This window comes from Lachnoclostridium phocaeense, assembly GCF_959599685.1.
In the GTDB taxonomy this organism is placed as follows: Bacteria; Bacillota; Clostridia; order Lachnospirales; family Lachnospiraceae; genus Claveliimonas; species Claveliimonas monacensis.
Map to the genome: position 1 here is coordinate 1 of NZ_CAUGIN010000004.1, position 23,452 is coordinate 23,452.

Sequence of the window (23,452 nt, forward strand, 5' to 3'; positions counted from 1 at the left end):
ATGGAATTCCTGTCAATGATAAGAGAATCCTGAGAATCTGCCGTAAAATCGGAGTACAATCTTCTATCAAATGGAGTCCGAAAAGCTGTACAAAAGCAGACAGGAATCCTGCCCACATTGCAAAAAACTTACTTCATCGGGAGTTCCACGCAGGCAAGCCTAATGAGAAATGGCTGACAGATGTAACGGAGTTCAAATATTATGTGGGGATAGAAGTGCACAAAGTTTATTTAAGTGCGATCCTGGATTTGTGTGACCGCAGGATTGTTTCATATAAGATCAGTAATCATAATGATAATGCACTTGTTATGGATACCTTTGATCAGGCGGTAAAGATAGAGCCAGATGCGCATCCGCTTTTTCATTCGGACCGAGGATTCCAATATACCAGCCAGGCTTTCTATCTTCGTCTGAAGAAGCACCATATGAAACAAAGTATGTCCAGAGTCGCACACTGTATAGACAATGGTCCAATGGAAGGATTCTGGGGAATCTTAAAACGCGAGATGTATTATGGGAAATGCTTTACATCAAGAGAAGAATTAATCCAAAGCATCCAGAACTATATTGAATACTATAACAATCGACGTTTGCAACGTAAATTACATATAATGACACCAATGGCATTTCATGAACTTACACTACAGGTAGCATAAAAATACCGCCAGCCGGTTATCGGCTGACAGAGAAAAATTTATCATTTTTCATTGTCCTCTTGACGGGTAGCACACCACCTTGTGGGCGGTTGTTCTTTTCATGTCTTTAATATAGCATACCAAGCCGGGGCGTGCAAGGGTTACTCGGATTTAATCTCGTTGACCAAAAATGAAATTTTAAATTTTGCCGCTCCCAGGTATGGTTATCTCTCTTTCTGAACGAAACGTGCAGGGGAGAAGCCTCCCGGCCGCCTCGCCCACTTTCCTGCCTGCCAGCAGATATTTCTTCAGATTCCGCTGTAGGGAAGTGTCCTCCGGCAGATCGGCCAGGGGAATATCCGGCCGCTTGTACACCCAGGTGAGGAACTGGTCGTGATCCGGAAATACCTCTTTCACCTCGTACTCGCTCTGAAATGAGAGAATGCGGGAGCTCTCCGGCAGACACTCTTTCAGGGCAGGGCTGAGGAGCCAGGACGTGCAGAGGAAGGGGGCATCGGCGTAGGCGGGGAAAAAGCGGCTGATAAATGTCCGGGCCGCTGTGTAGGAGCTGCGGCGGGCGCGGCAGGACAGATCCGCGTCTGAGGGGATGTGGATATGTACAGCCTTCGCTCCGTCTTCCACGGTCAGCTCAAACTCCAGTGCGCCCAGGCGGAAGAGATGGCCGGAGATCTCCTTCATTGTCCAGAAGTCCCGGTCAAACCCGTAAGTGCCGTAGCTTTCAAAGTGCTCCTCTATAAAGCGGGGGAAACATTTCAGTGTCGCTATATAGATCTCATTGCTGATGCCAAGAGAATCGTAGAGTTTCCAGGTCTCCCCGCAGCAGACCAGCATCAAAGTCAGAATTTTCATGCCCTGCGGGTCATCGCCAAGCAGCGCCTTGAGATCCGCAAGAGCCCTGTCCCAGGTGGCGGGATTGAAAAGCTCTTCAAGCAGAGGGGAGGCCTTGGGAAGGAGCGTGTCAAATGCAAGGGAGCGCCGGAAGCGGCAGACCTCGATGCGGCATTCCCTGGGCAGCCCGATTGCGTGGCACAGTAGATCCAGTTGAAAATCTGTCAGAAAATCCATGATCAGATACCTTCCTTTTTCTAAACTGCCTTCATTTTAACATAGAAAAAAGAGGGAGAAAAGAAGAGAGGATGTTTGTGTATGGCAGATGTTGGATATAATACTTAAATCCGGACGTAATATTTTTCAAAAATGTTACGTCCGGATTTGAACTAACTGGTGTATAATTGTGTTAAATGTATCTGGCAGCTTTTCTGCTTGTTGAAGCTGCTACCATAAAAAAGTAAGGGTTTCTCCTGGGTTGTGTGGAAGAAGCCCTTCGTTTTTTGACAGATTAATCAGGGCATGAGAGGGAATAGTGTGTGAACAATGGGGTAGCTTGACACAATTACGCACCAGTTGAATTAGTTTGGGACGTAACATTTTTGAAAAGTATTACGTCCCCATTCTGCCTTTTAAAACTGCTACCGGTATGCTATAATGTTTGCAAGTGCTGAAAAAAGATAGTATCAGAAGGAGTAATGATTATGGAACTGACAACGATCAAGGAATTATATAGGAACACAGAAAGTTACCTGGACAAAGAGGTGACTGTGGGCGGCTGGGTGCGCAGCATCCGCGACTCCAAGACATTCGGATTTATCGTGGTAAATGACGGCTCTTTCTTTGAGACCCTGCAGGTGGTGTACCATGACAGCATGGACAACTTTGCAGAGATCTCCAAGCTGAACGTGGGAGCTGCCATCATCGTGAAGGGAACACTGGTGGCCACGCCCCAGGCAAAGCAGCCTTTTGAGATCCAGGCTGAGACCGTGGAGGTGGAGGGGGCTTCCGCTCCGGACTACCCGCTGCAGAAGAAGCGCCACAGCTTTGAGTACCTGCGGACCATCGCTCATCTGCGTCCCAGGACAAACACGTTCCAGGCTGTGTTCCGGGTAAGATCTCTTACAGCCTACGCCATCCACAAATTCTTCCAGGAGAGGGGATTTGTCTATGTGCACACCCCGCTGATCACAGGAAGCGACTGTGAGGGGGCAGGGGAGATGTTCCAGGTGACCACCCTGGATCTGAACAATGTGCCTAAGAAGGAAGACGGCACAGTGGACTACTCCCAGGATTTCTTTGGAAAAGAGACCAACCTGACAGTTAGCGGACAGCTCAACGGCGAGACGTTTGCCCAGGCTTTCCGCAATATCTATACATTCGGACCTACCTTCCGGGCTGAGAACTCCAACACAACAAGACACGCGGCAGAGTTCTGGATGATCGAGCCGGAGATGGCATTTGCGGATCTGAACGACAACATGGATTTGGCGGAGGCCATGCTGAAGTATGTTATTAACTATGTGCTGGAGAACGCGCCGGAGGAGATGAATTTCTTCAACTCCTTTGTGGACAAGGGACTTCTGGACAGGCTTCACAATGTTGTGTCCTCTGAGTTTGCCAAAGTGACCTACACGGAGGCTGTGGAGATCCTGGAGAAGAATAACGACAAGTTTGAATACAAAGTTTCCTGGGGCACAGACCTGCAGACAGAGCATGAGCGCTATCTGACAGAGGAAGTGTTCAAGAGACCTGTGTTTGTCACAGACTATCCAAAGGAGATCAAGGCCTTCTACATGAAGCTGAATGAGGATGGAAAGACCGTGGCAGCCGTGGACTGCCTTGTGCCCGGTATCGGCGAGATCATCGGCGGAAGCCAGAGGGAGGACGACTACGAGAAGCTGTCCGCCCGCATGAAGGAGCTGGGACTCAAGGAGGAGGACTACGGCTTTTACATGGACCTGAGAAAATACGGCTCCACACGCCACTCCGGGTTCGGCCTTGGATTTGAGAGATGTATCATGTACCTGACAGGAATGGGCAACATCCGCGACGTGATCCCGTTCCCAAGGACTGTGAACAACTGCGAGCTGTAAAAGGCATTGATAAACGTGTAAAAAAGGAATGAAGAGGGGACATCACGAATTCACTCGCCGGAGGGAGGGCTGAGGCCTTTCCTTCGACGGAGCAGAATAAGGAGGTTCACGAGAGTATGAATATCGTAGTAGTGGATGACGAGCGGGAGATCGCGGACGTCATCGAACTGTATCTGCAGAACGACCAGTATACGGTCTACAAATTCTACACCGGCCAGGAGGCTCTGGACTGTATCTTTCAGAAGAAGATCGACCTGGCCATACTGGATGTGATGCTGCCGGATATCGACGGGTTCCAGATCCTGAAGAAGATCCGGGAGAAATACACCTTCCCGGTGATCATGCTGACGGCCAAGACCGAGTACATGGACAAGATCACAGGGCTCACCATGGGGGCGGACGACTATATTCCCAAACCCTTCAATCCGCTGGAGCTGGTGGCCAGGGTGAAGGCCCAGATCCGCCGCTACACCCAGTACAATGACGGCGGAAAGGAGCCGGGAGAGGTCATCGATTTCGGCGGCCTTCTGCTGAACCGTACTTCCCACGAGTGCATTTATAATGAAGTCCCTCTGACCCTCACTCCCATAGAGTTTGATATTCTCTGGCTTCTCTGTGAGAACAGGGGCAAAGTCATAAGCTCCGAGGAGCTGTTCGAGAAAGTATGGCATGAGAAATACTATAAAAACAGCAACAATACAGTGATGGTGCACATCCGGCATCTGCGGGAGAAAATGAGTGCGCCCACGGGCACTTCAGACTTTATCAAGACAGTGTGGGGAGTGGGTTATAAAGTTGAAGAGTAATTACAGAAAATTAAAATTCAGTATCCTGCTGCAGACAGTGCTGGTGACAGCACTGACTGTACTTGTTGGCGGCTTTCTTCTGAATTATGTGATTGACGGAGTGTACAACGACAGCTTTGCGACAGCCTTTGTAAAAATCCTGACAACCTTTCACGTGGAAGAACAGACCGCCATTGATTTATATTGGCAGCTTATAGGGGACAATAAGGAGTTCTTTATGATCGTAGGCTTTCTGCTCCTGTTTGCCCTGTTTTTCTACGTGGCCCTGTCCAAGATGACCAAGTATCTGGACCAGGTGGGGGACGGCATCGAGAACATCATCTCCGAGTCCACAGAGCCTATCCATCTGATCACAGAGCTGAAGCCTATCGAGATCCGGCTCAACGAGATCAAGGCCACGCTGAAGCGGCAGGATCTGGAGGCCATAGAGAGCGAGAAGAAGAAAAACGACCTGGTGCTTTTCCTGGCCCATGACCTGAAGACGCCCCTCACCTCTGTGGTGGCCTACCTGGCTATGCTGGACGCCCACCCGGACATGCCGGAGGAGGAGCGGGGCAAGTACATCCATATTTCCCTGGAGAAGGCTACGAGGCTGGGCGAGCTGATCAACGAGTTCTTTGACATCACCAAGTTCAATCTCCAGGATATCGAGCTGGAGCCGGTGGAGCTGAACCTGTCCATGATGCTGGAGCAGATTGCGGACGAGCTGTACGGCGTCCTCCAGGAGAAGCAGCTCACCTGCGAGGTGGAGACAGAGGACGACCTGGTGGTCTACTGTGACCCGGACAAGCTGGCCAGAGTCTTTGACAATATTCTCAGGAATGCGGTGGCATACTGCTATGCCGGCACAACGATACAGATCAGTGCCCGCCGGAAAAATAAAGAGGTGGAGATCACGTTCTCCAACCGGGGCAAGAAGATTCCGGGGACAAAGCTGCAGACTATATTTGAGAAATTTTACCGCCTGGATGACTCCAGATCCAGCGAGACCGGAGGGGCCGGGTTGGGGCTTGCCATAGCCAAGGAGATCGTGGAGCTCCACGGGGGCAGGATCATGGCCAGGAGCGACGACGACAAGACGCAGTTTATCGTGACGCTGCCATCTGGAAAAGAGCAGGAGGAGAAAGAAGAAAATGAAGTTCATACACATCGCGGACGTGCATTTAGGGGTGCGTCCCGAGGCAGGAAAGGCATACAGCGGGGAGCGAAGCGCAGAAATATGGGAAAGCTTCCGAAGACTGATCAGAGTCTGCAGAAGTGAGGCCCCGGATCTTCTTCTGGTGGCCGGGGACCTTTTTCACCGGCAGCCCCTTCTGCGGGAGCTGAAGGAAGTGGACAGCCTGTTCGCTTCCCTGGAGAGGACGCAGGTGGTCCTGATCGCCGGAAACCATGACCATATACGCCGGGAGTCCTATTACCGCACCTTCCGGTGGAGCGGCAACGTACATTTCCTGGGTTCTGAGAAGATAGAGGCGGTAGAGTTTCCCGCTTTTGAGACAGCAGTGTACGGGTGCAGCTACCACGAAAAGCAGATCCCCACGCCGCTCTACGACAGCGCGGCGGCGGCCGGAAGGCAGAAGACAGAGATCCTGCTGGCCCACGGCGGGGATGCTGCCCATATTCCCATCAGCCGGGAGAAGCTGTCCGGCCTTGGCTATGCCTATGTGGCGCTGGGGCACATCCACATGCCCCAGGTGGTGGTTCCCGGCCTTGCGGCCTATGCAGGAGCGCTGGAGCCCACAGACAAGAACGACACCGGGCATCACGGCTACATCCGGGGAGAGATAACGGAGAAGGGGTGCAGCTTCTCCTTTGTTCCCTTTGCCCTTAGGGAGTACATCCACTGCCAGGTGGAGGTGGACCCGCGGACAACGGGCGCCAGGCTGCGCGAGATGGTGCAGGCGAAGATAGAGGAAAAGGGAGAACAGAATATGTATAAGTTTCTTCTGAAAGGATATCATGACCCGGATGTTCTGTTTGACCTGGATGCACTGGACGGGAGAGGAAATATCATCGACATCCTGGACGAGACAAAGCCTGCATGGGATCTGGAGAAACTGTACCGGAACAATAAAAACAATCTGATCGGCAGGTACATAGAAAGTTTTTCAAGCGCGGAAAAAGACAGCGTGGAGTACACGGCGCTGTGTGAGGGGATCAGCGCTCTGATGGAGACAAGAAGGGGAACAGAATGAAAATTCAGAAGCTGGAACTGAGACATTTTGGAAAATTCAGAGACAGGATCATCCTGCTGGGCGACGGGATCCAGCTCCTGTACGGGGAGAATGAGGCCGGCAAGACGACCATCCACACCTTCATAAAGAGCATGCTCTTTGGCATGGAGAGGGGGCGGGGCCGGGCGGCTGCAAACGATACTTTCAGCCGGTACGAGCCCTGGGAGCAGTCCGGCGTCTACGGCGGAGCCATAGAGTTTACCTGCGGGGGGAAGACCTTCCGGCTGGAGAGAAGCTTTGGCAGACAGGTGAAGAAGGCTGATCTGATCTGCCTGGACGACGGGGAACAGCTGTCGATGGCAGACGGGGATCTGGAGATGATCCTGCCGGGTCTGGAGGCGGACAGCTATGAAGATACACTCTATATCCGCCAGTCCGGCGCGCAGACGGGACAGAAGCTGGCTGGTGAACTGAAAAATTTCGCTGCAAACTATTCCGTTTCCGGGGATGCCAGGATCGACCTGGCGGCTGCCCAGGATGTGCTCCGCAGCCAGGAGAGACAGCTGGACCGCCAGGCCAAGGTTTACATGGAGGAGCGGCAGCGCCGCCGTGAGAAGATCGAGCAGGAGGCCTCCTATGTATGGCGGGATATCCACCGCCTGGACGAGGAGCTGGACCGGGTGAGGGAAGCCCTGGAGCTGAAGCGGATTAAAGAGGAGAGAGAGAGCAGGGAGCAGGAGAAAGAGAGGCGAATGATCGATGAACTCAGGCCCGGTGGATGGCGGATCCATCCGCTGGAGGTGCTGGGGATCATCCTGGCAGTGATCGTCCTCTTTGTGCTGATCCCACGTCCATGGAACTATATCACCTCTGTGGTGGCGGCGCTTGCGGGGGGCATTTATATCTGGAACCGGATGAAGGTGGAGAAGAAGCGGCAGAAGACAGCGCCGGAGCTGATGCTGGAGGAGATCACCCCGGAGGAGGAGCTGGCCTCAGCGGAGAAACTTCGGTGGGAGCAGCAGCATCTGGAGGAAGAGAAGAAAGAGAAGCAGATCCAGTACGAAAATCTGCAGGAGGAACTGACAGAGCTGGGAGAACTGGATGACATCTATAAAGAGCAGAAGAACAGAAGGGCCGCCCTGTCTCTGGCCGGGGAACGTCTCGCCCAGGTGGCGCGGGATATGCAGACCCAGGTGCGGAGCGATCTGAACGGGGCAGTTTCAGACATCATGCGGGGGATCACCGGAGGAAAATACACAAGACTGCTTGTGGAGGAGGGGGCCCAGCCGGTCTTCTTCCAGGAGAACCGCAGGATCCCTCTTTCTCAGGTGAGCAGGGGGACCATGGAGCAGGCCTACCTGGCCCTCAGGCTGGCGGCCGCAGATCTTCTCTACGAGGAGGAGTACCCGCTGGTCCTGGACGATGCATTTGCCTGCTACGATGACCGGCGGCTTGCCAACACGCTGGCCTGGCTTGCCGGGAACAGGGAGCAGGTGCTGCTCTTTACCTGCCACCGGCGGGAGGAGGAGATCCTTCGCAGGGAGTCTATTCCCTTTGATCTGGTATCCCTTCCGTGAGATGTTTCTGCGAAAGGCGAATAAGAAAAGAGCATAAGAAAGAGAAAAAGAGAGAAAACAGGGGACAGGCGGGTCCTCTGCTTTCTCTCTTTTATTTTTTTACAGCGGAGGGAGGAGATTTAGATCTCTTCGCCTCTGCGGTATTTCTCCACTACATGCTGGATCCTCTCGCTTGGGTTCAGGATGCTGCTGATGGAACCGTCATGGTTCAGGGTGTCGATCATAAGGGCAATGTACTTGCTCATGTCACAGTTGATGTAGTAGGGCCGTGACAGCAGCTCCGGTGTCTGGTAGATCAGGTTTGTGGTCAGGATGCCGTTGATGATGCCCTCCTCGTATGCCTTGTCAAATTTTTCCATGCCGTTTGTGAAAAGACCGAAGGTGGCAGCGGCGTAGATCCTGTTTGCCTTTCTCTGCTTCAGCTGGCGGGCCACGTCAAGGATGCTGTCGCCGGAGGAGATCATGTCATCCAGGATGATCACGTCTTTTCCTTCCACAGAGGAGCCCAGGAACTCGTGGGCCACAATGGGGTTGCGTCCGTTCACGATCCTTGTGTAGTCGCGGCGTTTGTAGAACATGCCCATATCCAGGTTCAGCACGTTGGCCAGGTAGACAGCGCGCTCGGTGGCGCCCTCATCAGGGCTGATGGCCATCATGTGGTCGCTGTCGATCTTCAGGTCCTTGACTGTGCGCAGAAGTCCCTTCACAAACTGGTAGGTGGGGCGCACAGTCTCAAAACCGCTGAGCGGAATGGCGTTCTGCACTCGCGGGTCATGGGCGTCAAAGGTGATGATGTTGTCCACACCCAGGCGCACAAGCTCCTGCAGAGCCAGCGCGCAGTCCAGAGACTCACGGCTGCTTCTCTTGTGCTGGCGGCTCTCGTAGAGGAAGGGCATGATCACGTTGAGGCGTCGTCCCTTTCCACCGATCGCGGCGATGATACGTTTCAGGTTCTGAAAATGGTCGTCAGGGGACATGTGATTGGTGTGGCCTGACAGAGAGTAGGTCAGGCTGTAATTGCACACGTCAACCATGAGATACAGGTCTTTCCCGCGGACAGACTCTCCGATGATGCCCTTTGCCTCACCGGATCCGAACCGGGGCACTCTCGCATCGATCAGGTAATTGTCTCTCTCGTATCCGCTGAACACTACGTCGTCCTTGTGAACATGTCCGTCTTCCTTTCTCCATTTTACGAGATAGTCGTTGACACGGTTTCCCATTTCCTGGCATCCGTCCAGGGCGATGATCCCCAGGGCTCCAACGGGAATATTGTCTAAAATACGTTCATTTCGGCGCAGCATCTTATAAGGTACCTCCTGTTATTTGAAATATTTTTTATACTCTGTTCATCAGTTTCTTTTGTATCCGGATATCATCGCCTGTCAGGCGCAGCACAGTATAGGAGCTGGTGATCCTGGAAAAGATCCTCTCTGAGTAGATGTTTTTCAAGTCCTCCAGAGAGAGATTGGTGGAGATCAGGGTAGGCTTTTTCCGCAGGATCCGCTCGTTCAGGCAGATAAAGAGCTGGGAGTTGGTGAAGGAGTTGCTCATCTCCGTTCCCAGGTCATCAATGATGAGAAGATCGCAGCTGTAGATGTGTTCGCAGTCTGCCCCTGCTTCCTCCTCCCGCCGGAATGTGCTCCTTGCAAAGATGTCAAAAAGCTGGGCGGCTGTGAAATAGATCACGGAGAAAGAATGCTCCAGCAGCTCCTTGGCAATACAGTGGGAGAGGAAGGTCTTTCCCACACCTGTGTCGCCGTAGAGGAGAAGATTGCGGAATTCCTCCCCGAATGTATCAACAAATTCATGGCAGCTCTTCAGAGCGATCTCCATGGCCTCTCTGGACGAGCGCCCGGTGAGGCGGTCTATATGACTGCCGGAATAGTATTCCATGGAAAATGTGTCGAAATTCTCCCGGTCCAGCACTTCCTGCAGGTTGGACTGGGTATAGAGAAGATCGATGATAGCCTTCTTAAAGCAGTGGCATTTTCTGTCCCCGATATACCCGGTATCCTGACAGTCGGGACACGTGTAGTGAAGATCCAGATAATCCGAAGGATAACCGTTTTCCCGCAGAAGTGCAAGCTTTTTTTTGGAAAGTGCATGAATTTTCTCTTTTAAGGTATCCAGAGCGGACGCGTCTCCCTCCAGAAGGCGGCGGGCCTGCTGCAGGGACAGGCTGGAAATCTCATCGTCCAGCTCCCGGATCCGGGGGATCTTTTTCTCTATATCTGCATAGCGTCTGCGCCGCCTGTGCTCATTGTCCAGGCGGTGCTGTTCGTAGGTGCGCATGATCTGTTCGTATTGGGAATTTGTAAGAGCCACAAATGTTCTCCCTTCTCAAATGATAGAAGACAGGTCCGTCCTCACTGGTTCTGTATGAGCCTGCGGGTCAGATCTTCCATGTCCTCGTAAGTCCTGCCCTCGAAGTTGTTAAACCGATTCCGGGCAGGTTTTGGTGTCTCGGCGGAAGAGGAGGCGGAACGCCCCTGACGCTTCTCCTTGCGCTCCAGCTTCTCTTTCTGATAAGCCAGATCCAGGGCTTCCACATCCTTCCTGTTCTTTGCGCCTCCCTCCAGCCAGCTCTTCAGGATGGACTCCGCATAGTCGAAGCTGGGCTGATGGATGCTGTTCATGGTCCGGTTGCAGGCCTCTAAGATCAGCTCGTCTGAAAAGCCGTATTCCCCGCTCCACCGCTGGATGTAAGCCAGCTCGGAGGCGGCGGGGGAGCGCCCGGTGATGCCGAAGGCCTTCAGCACACCGTAGCAGCTTTTGCTGTAGAAGGCTGCGCTCTGCTTGGCCTCCTCCGGTGTCCGGATCTTCCGGTCTGCCCAGGAGAGGGCCACTTTCTGTATGTAATGCATGCTCTTGTGCCCGTTTTCCACACAGTACTCGATCAGGTATTCTATGAGATCTGTGGACATGCCCAGCTCATCGTAGAAATAAGTGATGGTCTTCATGTCTGTGGCGGACAGGGTCTTCCCCAGATACTGTTCTGCCACAAAGAGAAGCTCTTTGAGTTCCTTGCGGTTGCGGAAGCGGGTGACATTTTCCGGGGATGGAGCTGCCTGGCCCTGGGCATCTGCTGCCTCCGGCGCCTGAGTGTCTGCCCGGGGGGCGGAAGAGGCGGCCTCCTCCGTGATCTCGTAGTCCAGAAGACCCTGCTTTTTCCAGTATTTCAGGGCGCGGATCACATCTTTCTCCGTGTCGTCCAGGATATCCGCAATGCCGGAGATGGTCAGCTCCCTGTTCGGGCTGGCCTGGCAGCGGAGCAGCAGGAGATATACCTTCACGTACTCTCCATTTGCCTCCGGCATATAGTGGTCAATGAACTCGTAATCCAGCAGAAGGGCATTCTCCTGCCGGCAGTTTTTCAGTGTCAGTTTCTTCATGCTTTTCCCATCCTCGTTCGTCGTAATCTGTCGTATATGTTTGATTGCAGACCTATTATAGCACCGGAGAGGGAGGGGCAAAAAGAACTTTTTGAGTCAAAATCCATCTTTTTTGTGGATAAAATCCTGTGGAAAATGTGGATAACTAGTCTTTCAGCAGATCCTCTCCAATATTTACAACATTTCCGGCCCCCATAGTTATCAACATGTCTCCTTTCTGGCAGCGGTCGACGAGGAACTCCTCGATGGCCTGGAAAGAGGGGAGATAGTAGGCGTCGCACCCTTTTTCTTTCAGGGCATTTGCCAGCAGCTCTGAGGACACGCCAAGGGTGTCTGTCTCCCGGGCGGCGTAAATATCTGCCAGCACAATGTGATCCGCCAGGGCGAGGGCGTCGGCGAAGTCGTCAAACAGGGCTTTGGTGCGGGTGTAGGTGTGGGGCTGGAACACGCACCAGACCTCCCGATGAGGGTAGGACGCAGCCGCCTTTAGCGTGGCCCGGATCTCCGTGGGATGATGGGCGTAGTCGTCGATGACAGTGACTCCGTTCCAGTCTCCCTTGTGCTCAAAGCGCCGGTTTGTCCCCTTAAAGGAAGACAGCCCCTTCTGCGCGTCCTCCAGGGACACGCCCAGAAGGTCGGCGGCCGCGATCACAGAGAGGGCATTGCAGATATTGTGATCCCCTGTCACAGACAGGCGGATCCGCCCTGCATTCTGGCCCTGCCTGATGAGGTCAAAGGAGGCGTCGCCGAAGGCATCGTGGGAGATGGAAGCAGCAGAGTAGTCGGCATCCGGCTCCAGGCCGAAGGTGATGACCCTGCATGCCAGTCCCTCTGTGATCTCCTCCAGCCGCTCGATGCTCTTGTTGATGATGAGAACGCCGTCCTCTGGCAGGAGCTGGGCGAATTTGCGGAAAGAGCGGCGGATGTCCTCCAGATCCTTGAAGAAGTCCAGATGGTCCGCGTCGATGTTGAGGATCACGGAGATCTTCGGGAAGAAATGGAGGAAGCTGTTGGTGTACTCGCAGGCTTCCGTCACAAAGATGTCGGAGTCTCCCACCCGGATGTTCCCGCCGATGGCTTTCAGGATCCCGCCCACGGAGATGGTGGGATCTTTCTCCCCCGCAAGGAGGATATGGGAGAGCATGGAGGTGGTGGTCGTCTTGCCGTGGGTGCCGGAGATGGCCACCGGCACTTTATAGTTGCGCATGAGCTGGCCTAAGAGCTCCGCCCGGCTGAGCATGGGAAGCTCCTGCCGGACTGCCTCGGCGTACTCCTCGTTGTCTTCGTGGATGGCGGCTGTGTAGACCACGACATCGATCCCGGGGATGATGTTGGAGGCCTTCTGCCCGTAGAAGATCTCAGCTCCCAGGGAGGAGAGGTGGTCTGTCAGGGCGGACTCTTTGGCATCGGAGCCGGAGATGGTGAAGCCCTCTTTCAGGAGGATCTCAGCCAGACCGCTCATGCTGATGCCGCCGATGCCGATAAAGTGCACATGCACAGGTTCGTGAAAATTAATTTTATACATGATCAACATACCTTTCTATAAAAAATGCTGTCCGTGATTGACGATACAATGCTTCCCAAGTCCTGGTGCTGTCTGTGAGCAAACTCATGCGGCCCGGACTTTTGGGTTTTGGCATCATTTATATTATTATAAACATATATAATAGAAAAGCCAAGAAACTTTTTTTGTGATATATCGATAAAAAAAAGGTAGAAAAATCATTTTTTTTGTAAAATATGTTCACTTAAATACGGAAGTATGGTATAATAAAAGTCATTAAAATTGCTGAGAAGGGGTGATGGCATGATTAAAAAAGAAATGATAGCAATGCTGCTGGCAGGAGGACAGGGCAGCAGACTTGGAGTCCTCACGGCAAAAGTTGCCAAGCCGGCCGTTGCTTTTGGGGGAAAATACAGAATTATAGATTTTCCGCTCAGTAACTGTATCAACTCGGGGATCGACACTGTGGGCGTTCTGACTCAGTACCAGCCGCTGCGGCTTAACACACATATCGGGATCGGGATCCCGTGGGATCTGGACCGCAACATCGGAGGTGTATCGATCCTTCCGCCATATGAAAAAAGTTCAAACAGTGAGTGGTACACAGGTACAGCCAACGCGATCTATCAGAACCTGGATTATATGAGCACCTTTAATCCGGATTACGTGCTGATCCTGTCGGGGGACCACATTTACAAGATGGATTATGAGGTTATGCTGGACTACCATAAGGAGCATGACGCGGATGTGACCATCGCCGCCATGCCTGTGCCTATGGAGGAGGCCAGCCGCTTCGGTATCGTGGTGGCCGACTCGGACGGACGCATCACGGAATTTCAGGAGAAGCCGCCGGAGCCCAAGAGCAATCTGGCATCCATGGGCATCTACATATTCAGCTGGCCGGTGCTGAAAAAGGCGCTGATGGATCTGAAGGACGTGCCGGGCTGTGATTTTGGAAAGCATATCATCCCTTACTGCCACGAGAACGGAAAGAGACTGTTTGCATATGAGTACAATGGCTACTGGAAGGATGTGGGAACCCTCGGTTCCTACTGGGAGGCCAATATGGAGCTCATTGATATCATCCCGGAATTCAACCTGTATGAGGAGTTCTGGAAGATCTACACCAACAGCGACATCATCCCGCCCCAGTACATTGCCGATACAGCCATTATTGACAGGAGCATTATCGGAGACGGGGCCGAGATATACGGCGAGGTACACAACTGCGTCATCGGATCCGGCGTGACCATCGGGGCAGGCAGCGTGGTGCGCGACTCCATCATTATGAAGGACGTGCAGATCGGTGCGGGCTGCATCATAGACAAGGCCATCATAGCGGAAAGCGTACACATCAGTGACAACGCTACGCTTGGCACAGGCGCTGATGTGCCAAACAAGTTAAAGCCGAATATTTATTCTTTCGGTCTTGTGACCATTGGAGAGAATTCTGTCATACCGGAAGGCGTACAGATCGGAAAGAATACCGCCATCAGCGGTGTCACCGTCAGGGAGGACTACCCGGGAGGCGTGCTTGAAAGCGGAGAGACATTGATAAAGGCGGGTGAGAGATTATGAGAGCAGTAGGAATTATCTTAGCAGGCGGAAACAGTAACAAGATGCGGGAACTGACCCGGAAGAGGGCAGTGGCGGCCATGCCCATCGCGGGAAGCTACCGGGCGATCGACTTTGCCCTGAGCAATATGACCAACTCTCATATCCAGAAGGTGGCTGTGCTGACACAGTACAATGCCCGCTCGTTAAACGAACATCTGAACTCCTCCAAATGGTGGGATTTCGGAAGAAAACAGGGAGGACTTTACGTATTCACTCCCACCATCACGGCGGACAACGGCTACTGGTACAGGGGGACGGCGGACGCCATCTACCAGAACCTGGACTTCCTGAAAAAGTGCCATGAACCCTACGTGATCATCACCTCCGGCGACGCGGTGTACAAGATGGACTACAATAAAGTCCTGGAATATCATATCGCGAAGAAGGCAGATATCACCATCGTGTGCAGGGATCTGCAGCCCGGCGAGGATGCGACCCGGTTCGGTACACTGAAGATGGACGAGACTATGCGGGTGGAGGAGTTTGAGGAGAAGCCTATGATGGCGGCCTACAATACCATCTCCACAGGCATTTACATCATAAGGAGACGCCAGCTCATCGACCTGATCGAGCACTGCGCGGAGGAGGAAAGGCATGACTTTGTCACGGATATCCTCATCAGATACAAGAATCTGAAGAAGATATACGGCTATAAGATCAAAGACTACTGGAGCAATATTGCTACAGTTGACGCGTATTATAAGACCAACATGGATTTCCTGAAGCCGGAAGTGAGGAATTACTTCTTCAAGGAATATCCGGGCATTTATTCCAAGGTCAGCGACCTGCCGCCGGCAAAATACAATCCGGGGGCTGTGGTGAAGAACAGCCTTGTGGCCAGCGGGTCCATTATCAACGGCACGGTGGAGAACTCTGTGCTGTTCAAGAAGACCTTTGTGGGGAATAACTGCGTGATCAAGAACTCGATCATTCTCAACGATGTGTATCTGGGCGACAACACTTACATTGAGAACTGCATCGTGGAGAGCCGGGACACGATCCGGGCAAATACGCGCCATGTAGGCGAGAACGGCGTAAAGATAGTAGTCGAAAAAAATGAGAGATATGCACTGTAAGAGAAAAAAGGAAAGATGCAGTGACTGACAAGAAAGGGGCTAGAAGACATGCAGATCACAGATGTACGCGTGCGGAAAGTTGCGAAAGAAGGGAAATTAAAGGCAGTAGTGTCCATCACAATGGACGAGGAGTTTGTTGTGCATGACATTAAGGTCATTGAAGGAGAGAAAGGACTTTTCATCGCAATGCCGAGCAAGAAAGCGCTGGATGGAGAGTACAGAGATATCGCCCATCCCATCAACTCCGCTACAAGAGAGAGGATTCAGAGCATTATCCTGGAGAAGTACGAGGAGGCGCTGAGCCAGGAAGCGGAAGTTGAGTCTGAGATGGCCTGATCGATAGATTGGCAGTAAAGAAATGCATTGGCATAAATGACCATTGAACAGCAAAGGCGCTGTGGAACCCCCTTTTTTGGGGGATCTTGCGGCGCCTTTTTTCCGTAGATTTTTGCGGAGGAGAAAAGGAGAGATCAGTATGGCATCGACTATGGAAATGTTGGAGAAATTGCAGCACAGGGCCCACCAGGACCCGGAGCTCAGGGAGGAGCTGCTGGCTACAAGAAAAGAAGAGGACCCGCTGGGGGCCTTCTGCCGGAAGTGCAGGGAGCTGGGGTATGAGATCTATGAGATGGAACTGGTGAGCGCGGGAGAAGAATTTTATGCCAAGATCAAGCGGAGCACCAACGGCGGAGGAGAAAATTCTCCCCTTCTGGACGGACAGGATGACGCCTACGAGCTCTTCTTTGCGGCGCTGGAACAGGGGCCCGCTGGGGACTAGACATCTTGTTCCAGACAGAACTGCATCCGCTTTCCGGTGGAGGGGTGAAGGAACTCCAGACAGTAAGCGCACAGCTTCAGTACCTGCCATGTGCCTGCTTCCCGGGCGGCAGGATTATACTTTGTGTCTCCCAAGAGGGGGCATCCCATGTGTGCCATCTGCACCCGGATCTGGTGGTGACGGCCCGTAAGAAGGTGGATTTCCAGCTCCGCCTGGCTGTCAGACCTGTCCGGGAAAAATGGCGCTTCTTCCGTGATGGTGCGGTATGTAAGCTCCGCTTTTTTGGCCCCAGGCGTATCCGGGGAGCAGATGCGGGAGGTGTTGGTACGCCCGTCCCGGACGATATAGTCCCGGAGTGTGCCGGAGGGGGCAGAAGGAATTTCTTCTGTCAGGGCCCGGTAGTATTTTCCGAAGGAGCTGCCTGTGAGCTGCGCGTTCAGAGAGGCAGCGCTTTTTTTTGTTTTTGCAAAAACGAGAAGGCCGGACACCGGCTGGTCCAGGCGGTGGATAACCGCCAGATAAGGTTCCTGTCCCTGGCGGGCCAGATGGTTTTTCAGCATGCTCTCCATGTCCGGCGTGCCGATGCGGCGGCTCTGCACGGGGATGCCGTGAGGCTTGCTGCAGACGAGGATCTCCCTGTCTTCATACAGGATGTTAAACGAATTTTTCTGCATAGGTAGTCTGCTCCTGATTCTACTGAATTTATTGTCTGGTAAGCATTATAGCATTTCCCGGTATCCGTGTCAGTTTTTTGTTTATGAAAAATTCTTCAAAGGATACTGCTTGCTTTTTTATGTGAAGTGGGTATAATGGAATATGTAAAGAGGATCTGCTTCGGTTCTGAGAAGTTTTCGCTTTACAGCCTATCTTTTGTTTCAAGGCTGATTCAGCCATGTTCACAGAGATTTTTGGTAAAAAACAAACCCGGGGAAAAGGGGGATCTGCATGAGAATCTGAAATTCCGTATGAATCCGTCAATATACATAAATTACCTGTAGATATTGAAAAACAGTAAGGAAGATACTATAATTTAAGGAGAAAATTTTATGGAAAATACAGAAAAACTAAATATGCAGACAACAGACGTACACCCGGGAAAAGGCATGCCGTCCGGTCCGCTGGCTGACATGAATCTGATGGATGATTTTATGTTTGATGTGGCAACGACGGATCTTGAGACGAGCAAAGTGACTATTGAGCTGTCTCTCGGTATTCGTATCAGAAGGATTGCCTGGAAAGAGGGGCAGAAAGTGATTCATAATCTTCCCGGCAAGAGGGGCATACGGATGGACTTCTATGTGGAAGATGAGGCCGGCTTATATTATTGTTATCTGTGGCTTTGATCTGTTTGGGATGGGATTGTACCGCTATACTTTTGATAACCGGTGCCAGGAAAGGCCGGATCTTGTGCTGGGAGATGGATGCAGAAAAATCATTCTGAACACCCGGGGAAGAAATGAGGACGAAGTGGAGAAACCGCTTGTGGATTTCCTGAAATATGTGGAACAAAGCAGCGAAGAGAACGTACCTGAGAATTGTGATGAGCGTCTGAAGTATCTGCATGGCAGAGTCAGTCATATTAAAGCCGACGAGCAGATTGGAGTGACCTATATGCATATGGAGGAAAGAGACCGTCTCATCCGGGAGGAAGGAGAGAAAGCGAAGGAAATTTCTCAAGTCAGGAAAAAGATGGGCAGAGGAATGGAGACAGAACAGATTGCAGAGCAGCTGGAACTGGAAAAAACTTATGTACAGAGCCTTATGGATATGATCCGGTCAAATCCGGAGCTGGACGACTATGCTCTGGCAAGAGAACTGGAAGGATAGAAATTGCCCCCTTGACAAATAAATGGGTATTCGCTAAAATTACGGTTAACTGATATATTATATTCAGACAAAAGCATACCTGCTGGCAGTGATGGCTGCAGAAGGCAGGACTGGCAGTGAAGAGGAATAGTAATGATAAGGCCGATGCGCGCAGAGAAGGGATCCTGTGGCTGAAAGTTCCCTGCATCCGGGTATCACGAACCCACCTTGGAGCCTCTGTGTGAAAATGCAGCGTTTTGTCAGCGTTAATGGCAGACAGAGAGAACTGCAGGAGGACTGCAGTTAATTAGGGTGGTACCGCCGAACTTTTCGGTCCCTTTTTCGGGGAGACGAGAGGTCCGGCGATTTTTTTATTTCTGCGGCTTAAAAGCCCTCTGGCAGGAGGCGCCTGTGGAGAGAAAAGATCGGCCGGCATATCATTTCCCAAAATCAGACACACGGGGCAGGGGGCTCCGGAGAAAAATCAAGAAAAAAGGAGAAAAAAGTCATGGCTAATGAAAAGAAATTAGTAAAAAATATCACTTCCCGCGATGAAAACTTCGCACAGTGGTATACAGACGTAGTGCGCGAGGCTGAACTCTGCGACTACTCCAGCGTAAAGGGATGTCTGAACTACCTTCCTAACGGATATGCTATCTGGGAGCTGATCCAGGCAGATCTGGACAGACGTTTTAAAGAGACAGGCGTAGAGAATGTATGTCTGCCTATGCTGATCCCGGAAAGTCTTCTTGAGAAAGAGGCAGAGCATATTGAAGGATTTGCACCTGAGGTTGCCTGGGTAACACACGGAGGTATGGACAGACTCCAGGAGCGTCTCTGCATCCGTCCTACATCTGAGACGCTGTTCTGCGACCTCTGGTCTAAGACAGTCAAGTCCTACAGAGACCTTCCGAAGGTATGGAACCAGTGGAATTCCGTTCTTCGCTGGGAGAAGACCACAAGGCCGTTCCTTCGCTCCAGAGAGTTCCTGTGGCAGGAGGGACACACCATCCACGCCACATACGAGGAAGCAGAAGCACGTACCATCCAGATGTTCCACGTATATGAGGACTGCTACAGAGAGACAATGGCTATTCCTTTCGTGTCCGGAAGAAAGGCTGAGCATGAGAAATTCGCCGGAGCACAGGATACCTACACCATCGAGGCTCTGATGCACGACGGAAAGGCACTCCAGTCAGCTACCAGCCACTTCTTCGGAAGCGGTTTCCCGGATGCTTTCGGCATCAAGTATCTGGATAAGAACAACCAGCTCCAGAGCGTGTACGAGACATCCTGGGGATGGTCCACAAGAAGTATCGGCGCCCTGATCATGGTTCACGGTGATGACAGCGGACTTGTGCTGCCGCCTCACGTAGCACCTGTAGAGTGCCGCATCATTCCTATCGCACAGCACAAAGAGGGCGTGCTGGATCGGGCAGATGCGCTGCTGGATGAGCTGAAGAAAGCCGGATACAGAGTGAAGATCGACGACTCCGACAAGAGCACAGGATGGAAGTTCTCCGAGCAGGAGATGCTTGGTATTCCTACACGTATCGAGATCGGACCGAAGGATATCGAGAAGAACCAGGTAGTTGTTGTGCGTCGTGATAACCGTGAGAAGATCATTGTTTCCATGGATGAGATCGCAGTAAAGCTGCGTGAGATCCTTGAGACGATCCAGCAGGATATGTACAACAGAGCTGAGAAGTTCCTGAATGACCACATCGACACAGCCACAAACATGGATGAGATGGTGGAGAAATTCAAGGCCAACAGAGGCTTTGTAAAAGCATGCTGGTGCGGAGATCCGGAGTGCGAGGGCGAAGTGAAATACGCTACAGGCGGAGCTGCCACAAGATGTCTGATCGAGGATGAGGAGTTCGTCTCCGACAAGTGTATCTGGTGCGGAAAGCCTGCGAAGCACATGGCATACTGGGGCAAATCTTACTAATCCCTGCCGGTTCCTGGAGGCTGCCTCCGGGGCGGAGGCGCAGCGGGATCACCGTATGCGAAGAGAGAATATACAAGGGCGGAAGGACAAAAACTTCCGCCCTTATCTTGCGCCTGAAACAGGAAATGGGCTATGATATAGACACGAAAATAGATTTTAAAGGACTGATAGATATGAATGGCGTCAGACAGACACATATATCCATGCCGGAGAAAGTGAAAGAGATCATTGGCACGCTGAGAGCCGCCGGCTTTGAGGCCTGGGCGGTGGGCGGCTGCGTCCGGGACAGTATCCTGGGCAGGGAGCCGGAGGACTGGGACATCACCACCTCCGCCACGCCGGAGCAGACAAAGGAGCTGTTTTCCCGGACTTTTGACACAGGGATCCAGCACGGGACAGTGACCGTGCTCCTGGACGGGGAGGGGTTCGAGGTGACCACCTACCGGATCGACGGGGCCTACGAGGACAGCAGGCATCCCAAAGAGGTGACTTTTACGAGGAACCTGAAAGATGACCTGCTGCGCCGGGACTTTACCATCAATGCCATGGCCTACAGCGATGAGGAGGGGCTGGTGGACATCTTCGGCGGCATGGAGGATCTGGAGCGGGGAGTGATCCGCTGTGTGGGTAATGCCAGGGAGCGGTTCAGTGAGGATGCCCTGCGCATCCTTCGGGGCGTGCGCTTTGCAGCCCAGCTGGGTTTCCGGCTGGAGGAGGAGACCCGGGAGGGAATGGAGGCGCTGGCCCCCACCCTGCAGAAGATCAGCGCCGAGCGGATCCAGACGGAACTTCTGAAGATCCTTCTGTCCGGACGGCCGGATATGCTGCGGACCGCCTGGGAGCTGGGGATCACCGCCTGGTTTCTGCCGGAGTTTGACCGGATCATGGACACGTCCCAGGAGACGCCCCACCACATGTATACGGTGGGGGAGCACACTCTCCACGCCCTTTTAAACGTGCGGCCGGACAGGGTGCTGCGGCTTGCCATGCTGTTCCACGATATGGGAAAGCCGGACCTGAAGACCGTGGATGAGGAGGGAGTCGCGCATTTTAAGAAGCACGCCCTGCGCAGCGAGGAGATCGCCAGGGACGTGATGCGCAGGCTGAAGTTTGACAATGAGACCCAGAGGAAAGTGGCGGTCCTGGTGCGCTACCACGATTACCGGATGCCGGTCCAGGGAAAATATGTCAGGAGAGCCATGAACCGGATCGGTCTGGATCTGTTCCCCCTGTACCTGGAGGTGCGCCGGGCGGATGTGCTGGCCCAGAGTACCTATCTCAGGGAGGAGAAGCTGGCAGATATAGACGGAGTGGAAGCACTCTACAGGCAGAGCCTGGCCAGGCAGGAGTGCGTCACGCTCAAGGACCTGGCCGTCAACGGCCGGGACCTGATCGAGGCGGGCTTTCGGCCGGGGAAAGAGCTGGGCGTGGTGCTGGAGAGCCTGCTGGAGGCGGTGATCGAAGATCCGCAGCTCAACGAGAAGAGCAGGCTTTTGGAACTGGCAGAAGAGAAAAAGAAGTAAAAAGAGAACAGGCATATTACCGTTTCCGCTGTCATACATTAAACAGAACATGATATTGGAAATGTGCAGGGGACGGTAATATGCAGGATTACGAATTGAGTATATTGGAGCAATATCCAATCAATGTAAAGTGCACCCGCAAAACAAGGGGTGCGTTTTTTTGTGATACAGACCAGGGACTTTTTCTGCTCCGGGAGGCGGGGGTGTCCAGGCGCCAGGTCCTCCTGATGCGGCATGTGGGAGTCCATCTGTACCGGGAGGGGAATATGCGGACGGACCTGCCTGTGGCCAACTGCGACGGGGAGTATGTCAGCACGTCCCCGGAAGGGCGGAACTATATATTGAAGCAGTGGTTCAGGGGAAGGGAGTGCGATATCCGCAAGAGCCGGGAACTTCTGGATGGGACTGCAGGTCTCGCCCACCTGCACCGGTTTATGCAGCAGGTGCCGCCTTGCCCCGATCCAGAGCCTGAGAGCGGACCGGAGGAGGACAGCGGCGAAAGAGTGCAAAGTCCTGCCGCCGATGCGGCTTTTGAGCCGGAGAGCCTGAAAAAAGAGTATGAGAGGCACAACCGGGAGCTGAAAAAGATCCGCAGGTTCATGCGGGGACAGTCGCCCAAAGGGGAGTTTGAGATGGAATTCCTCCGGTGCTTTGACGGCATGTACGAGTGGGCCCGGCAGGCGGCAGAGGAGCTGGAGCGCACAGACTTTGGAGAACTCTGGGACGGAGCCAGGGAAAATGGCGCGATGATCCACGGGGATTACAATTATCACAATATCCTTGTCACGGCGGGCGGGTACGCCATCACCAATTTCGACAGATGCAGGGTGGGTATCCAGATGGAAGACCTATATTATTTTCTGCGGAAGGCCATGGAGAAGCATGGGTGGAATGTGCGGAGCGGGGATCACATGCTGGATGCTTACAGCGCCATCCGGCCTCTGTCCGGGACAGAGATAGAGTACCTGAAGATCCGGCTGATCTACCCGGAGAAATTCTGGAAGCTGGCTGATTCCTACTATTGCTCCAACAAGGCATGGATCCCGGCCAAGAATGTGGAGAAACTAAAGACCGTGGTCATGCAGACAGAGGAGAAGAGCCGGTTCCTGGAACAGTTGTTTTCATTTTCTCTGTAAAAAGCCCAGAAACCTTGAAAATACCGGGTTTTTCGGGGATTTTCCCTTGACAAACAGGGGGAAAACCTGTATAACTTTATTGAAAGACGTCCGGCGGCTCTGCAAGATGCAGCGCAGGATGTACAATAAGCTGAATAGAATATGATAAGGGTTCTATCATAAGTCGAAGGAGGAGTTATCCATGAACAAAACAGAATTAGTAGCAGCTATTGCTGAGAACGCAGAAATATCCAAAAAGGATGCTGAGAAGGCCTTAAAAGCTTTTGTTGATGTAGTGACAGAAGAGTTAAAGAAAGAGGAGAAAGTACAGCTTGTAGGCTTTGGTACATTCGAAGTGAGCAAGAGATCTGCAAGAGAGGGCAGAAATCCTCAGACAGGCCAGACAATGAAGATCGAGGCATGCAAGGCTCCGAAGTTCAAAGCTGGCAAAGCTTTAAAGGATGCTGTGAACGCATAGATTTTGTTGCGGTTTGTGTGAAAAGTTCGACAGGATGTGCCCCTGGCGCATTCTGCTGGGTACTTCGTAATA

The 23,452-nt window shown here is 52.7% G+C and carries 21 protein-coding genes, 1 pseudogene and 1 other annotated feature; of the genes and pseudogenes, 16 read left to right on the forward strand and 6 right to left on the reverse strand.

Annotation, left to right across the window (positions count from 1 at the left end; genetic code table 11):
* A partial coding sequence (locus tag Q5911_RS02495; RefSeq protein WP_303180721.1) for an IS3 family transposase occupies positions 1–656 on the forward strand: 656 nt, incomplete at its 5' end.
* A 177-nt stretch (positions 657–833) separates the two neighbouring features.
* On the opposite strand, the gene Q5911_RS02500 is transcribed toward Q5911_RS02495, so the two are convergent.
* On the reverse strand, positions 834–1,721 hold the full coding sequence (locus Q5911_RS02500; protein WP_303180724.1) for an acyltransferase domain-containing protein: 888 nt from the start codon (positions 1,719–1,721) through the stop codon (positions 834–836).
* A gap of 467 nt (positions 1,722–2,188) precedes the next feature.
* On the opposite strand from Q5911_RS02500, the gene asnS reads away from it, so the two are divergent.
* The 5 genes from asnS to Q5911_RS02525 all read left to right on the forward strand — a co-directional run bounded on the left by asnS (position 2,189) and on the right by Q5911_RS02525 (position 8,137).
* Complete coding sequence (gene asnS / locus Q5911_RS02505) at positions 2,189–3,580, forward strand: asparagine--tRNA ligase (RefSeq protein ID WP_303180726.1); 1,392 nt, start codon at positions 2,189–2,191, stop codon at positions 3,578–3,580.
* Positions 3,581–3,696: 116 nt separating this feature from the next.
* A complete protein-coding gene (gene vanR / locus Q5911_RS02510) occupies positions 3,697–4,386 on the forward strand; it encodes a VanR-ABDEGLN family response regulator transcription factor (protein WP_303180728.1) in 690 nt (229 codons plus the stop codon).
* Positions 4,376–5,647 carry a sensor histidine kinase gene (locus Q5911_RS02515; protein WP_303180730.1) on the forward strand — a complete coding sequence of 424 codons (1,272 nt, stop codon included), beginning with the start codon at positions 4,376–4,378 and terminating at the stop codon, positions 5,645–5,647. The genes vanR and Q5911_RS02515 overlap by 11 nt, the downstream gene beginning before the upstream one ends.
* Positions 5,529–6,581 carry a metallophosphoesterase family protein gene (locus tag Q5911_RS02520; RefSeq protein WP_303180923.1) on the forward strand — a complete coding sequence of 351 codons (1,053 nt, stop codon included), beginning with the start codon at positions 5,529–5,531 and terminating at the stop codon, positions 6,579–6,581. Before Q5911_RS02515 ends, Q5911_RS02520 begins: the two co-directional genes overlap by 119 nt.
* Positions 6,578–8,137 (forward strand): ATP-binding protein, encoded by a 1,560-nt coding sequence (locus Q5911_RS02525; protein WP_303180732.1) that lies wholly within the window; start codon positions 6,578–6,580, stop codon positions 8,135–8,137. Before Q5911_RS02520 ends, Q5911_RS02525 begins: the two co-directional genes overlap by 4 nt.
* A 119-nt stretch (positions 8,138–8,256) precedes the next feature.
* Here the strand turns inward: Q5911_RS02525 and Q5911_RS02530 are convergent, their stop codons facing one another.
* The 4 genes from Q5911_RS02530 to murC form a co-directional block, all read right to left on the reverse strand.
* Complete coding sequence (locus tag Q5911_RS02530; RefSeq protein WP_076780171.1) at positions 8,257–9,441, reverse strand: ribose-phosphate pyrophosphokinase; 1,185 nt, start codon at positions 9,439–9,441, stop codon at positions 8,257–8,259.
* A gap of 34 nt (positions 9,442–9,475) precedes the next feature.
* On the reverse strand, positions 9,476–10,465 hold the full coding sequence (locus Q5911_RS02535; RefSeq protein WP_303180737.1) for an ATP-binding protein: 990 nt from the start codon (positions 10,463–10,465) through the stop codon (positions 9,476–9,478).
* 41 nt (positions 10,466–10,506) lie between these two features.
* Positions 10,507–11,532 carry a DnaD domain protein gene (locus Q5911_RS02540; RefSeq protein ID WP_303180739.1) on the reverse strand — a complete coding sequence of 342 codons (1,026 nt, stop codon included), beginning with the start codon at positions 11,530–11,532 and terminating at the stop codon, positions 10,507–10,509.
* Positions 11,533–11,677: 145 nt separating this feature from the next.
* On the reverse strand, positions 11,678–13,057 hold the full coding sequence (gene murC / locus Q5911_RS02545) for a UDP-N-acetylmuramate--L-alanine ligase (RefSeq protein ID WP_303180742.1): 1,380 nt from the start codon (positions 13,055–13,057) through the stop codon (positions 11,678–11,680).
* Positions 13,058–13,339: 282 nt separating this feature from the next.
* Here murC and Q5911_RS02550 point away from each other — a divergent pair, with 282 nt between their 5' ends.
* The 4 genes from Q5911_RS02550 (at position 13,340) to Q5911_RS02565 (ending at position 16,507) form a co-directional block, all read left to right on the forward strand.
* The gene (locus Q5911_RS02550; protein WP_076780178.1) at positions 13,340–14,614 is read left to right on the forward strand and encodes a glucose-1-phosphate adenylyltransferase; all 1,275 of its coding nucleotides are present in this window, start codon (positions 13,340–13,342) and stop codon (positions 14,612–14,614) included.
* A complete protein-coding gene (gene glgD, locus Q5911_RS02555) occupies positions 14,611–15,729 on the forward strand; it encodes a glucose-1-phosphate adenylyltransferase subunit GlgD (RefSeq protein WP_303180745.1) in 1,119 nt (372 codons plus the stop codon). The genes Q5911_RS02550 and glgD overlap by 4 nt, the downstream gene beginning before the upstream one ends.
* A 48-nt stretch (positions 15,730–15,777) precedes the next feature.
* Positions 15,778–16,065, forward strand: a complete 288-nt coding sequence (gene spoVG, locus Q5911_RS02560) for a septation regulator SpoVG (protein ID WP_303180747.1) — start codon at positions 15,778–15,780, stop codon at positions 16,063–16,065.
* A gap of 139 nt (positions 16,066–16,204) precedes the next feature.
* A complete protein-coding gene (locus Q5911_RS02565; RefSeq protein WP_076780182.1) occupies positions 16,205–16,507 on the forward strand; it encodes a hypothetical protein in 303 nt (100 codons plus the stop codon).
* On the opposite strand, the gene Q5911_RS02570 is transcribed toward Q5911_RS02565, so the two are convergent.
* The gene (locus Q5911_RS02570; protein WP_076780184.1) at positions 16,504–17,181 is read right to left on the reverse strand and encodes an RluA family pseudouridine synthase; all 678 of its coding nucleotides are present in this window, start codon (positions 17,179–17,181) and stop codon (positions 16,504–16,506) included. The two genes, Q5911_RS02565 and Q5911_RS02570, sit on opposite strands and share 4 nt — an antisense overlap.
* Before the next feature lie 372 nt (positions 17,182–17,553).
* Between Q5911_RS02570 and Q5911_RS02575 the strand changes: the two genes are divergently transcribed.
* The 6 genes and pseudogenes from Q5911_RS02575 to Q5911_RS02600 all read left to right on the forward strand — a co-directional run.
* The gene (locus tag Q5911_RS02575; RefSeq protein ID WP_303180750.1) at positions 17,554–17,850 is read left to right on the forward strand and encodes a hypothetical protein; all 297 of its coding nucleotides are present in this window, start codon (positions 17,554–17,556) and stop codon (positions 17,848–17,850) included.
* Positions 17,804–18,334, forward strand: coding sequence for a hypothetical protein (locus Q5911_RS02580; RefSeq protein ID WP_303180753.1), 531 nt, complete (start codon positions 17,804–17,806; stop codon positions 18,332–18,334). Before Q5911_RS02575 ends, Q5911_RS02580 begins: the two co-directional genes overlap by 47 nt.
* Positions 18,335–18,441: 107 nt before the next feature.
* Positions 18,442–18,655, forward strand: a binding site (T-box leader).
* A gap of 166 nt (positions 18,656–18,821) precedes the next feature.
* A complete protein-coding gene (proS, locus tag Q5911_RS02585) occupies positions 18,822–20,264 on the forward strand; it encodes a proline--tRNA ligase (protein WP_303180755.1) in 1,443 nt (480 codons plus the stop codon).
* 173 nt (positions 20,265–20,437) lie between these two features.
* Positions 20,438–21,787 (forward strand): CCA tRNA nucleotidyltransferase, encoded by a 1,350-nt coding sequence (locus Q5911_RS02590; protein WP_303180756.1) that lies wholly within the window; start codon positions 20,438–20,440, stop codon positions 21,785–21,787.
* Positions 21,788–21,867: 80 nt separating this feature from the next.
* The gene (locus tag Q5911_RS02595) at positions 21,868–22,923 is read left to right on the forward strand and encodes a phosphotransferase (protein WP_303180757.1); all 1,056 of its coding nucleotides are present in this window, start codon (positions 21,868–21,870) and stop codon (positions 22,921–22,923) included.
* Positions 22,924–23,086: 163 nt separating this feature from the next.
* Positions 23,087–23,380, forward strand: a pseudogene (locus Q5911_RS02600) (HU family DNA-binding protein); the annotation flags it as partial.
* Positions 23,381–23,452 lie beyond the last annotated feature (72 nt).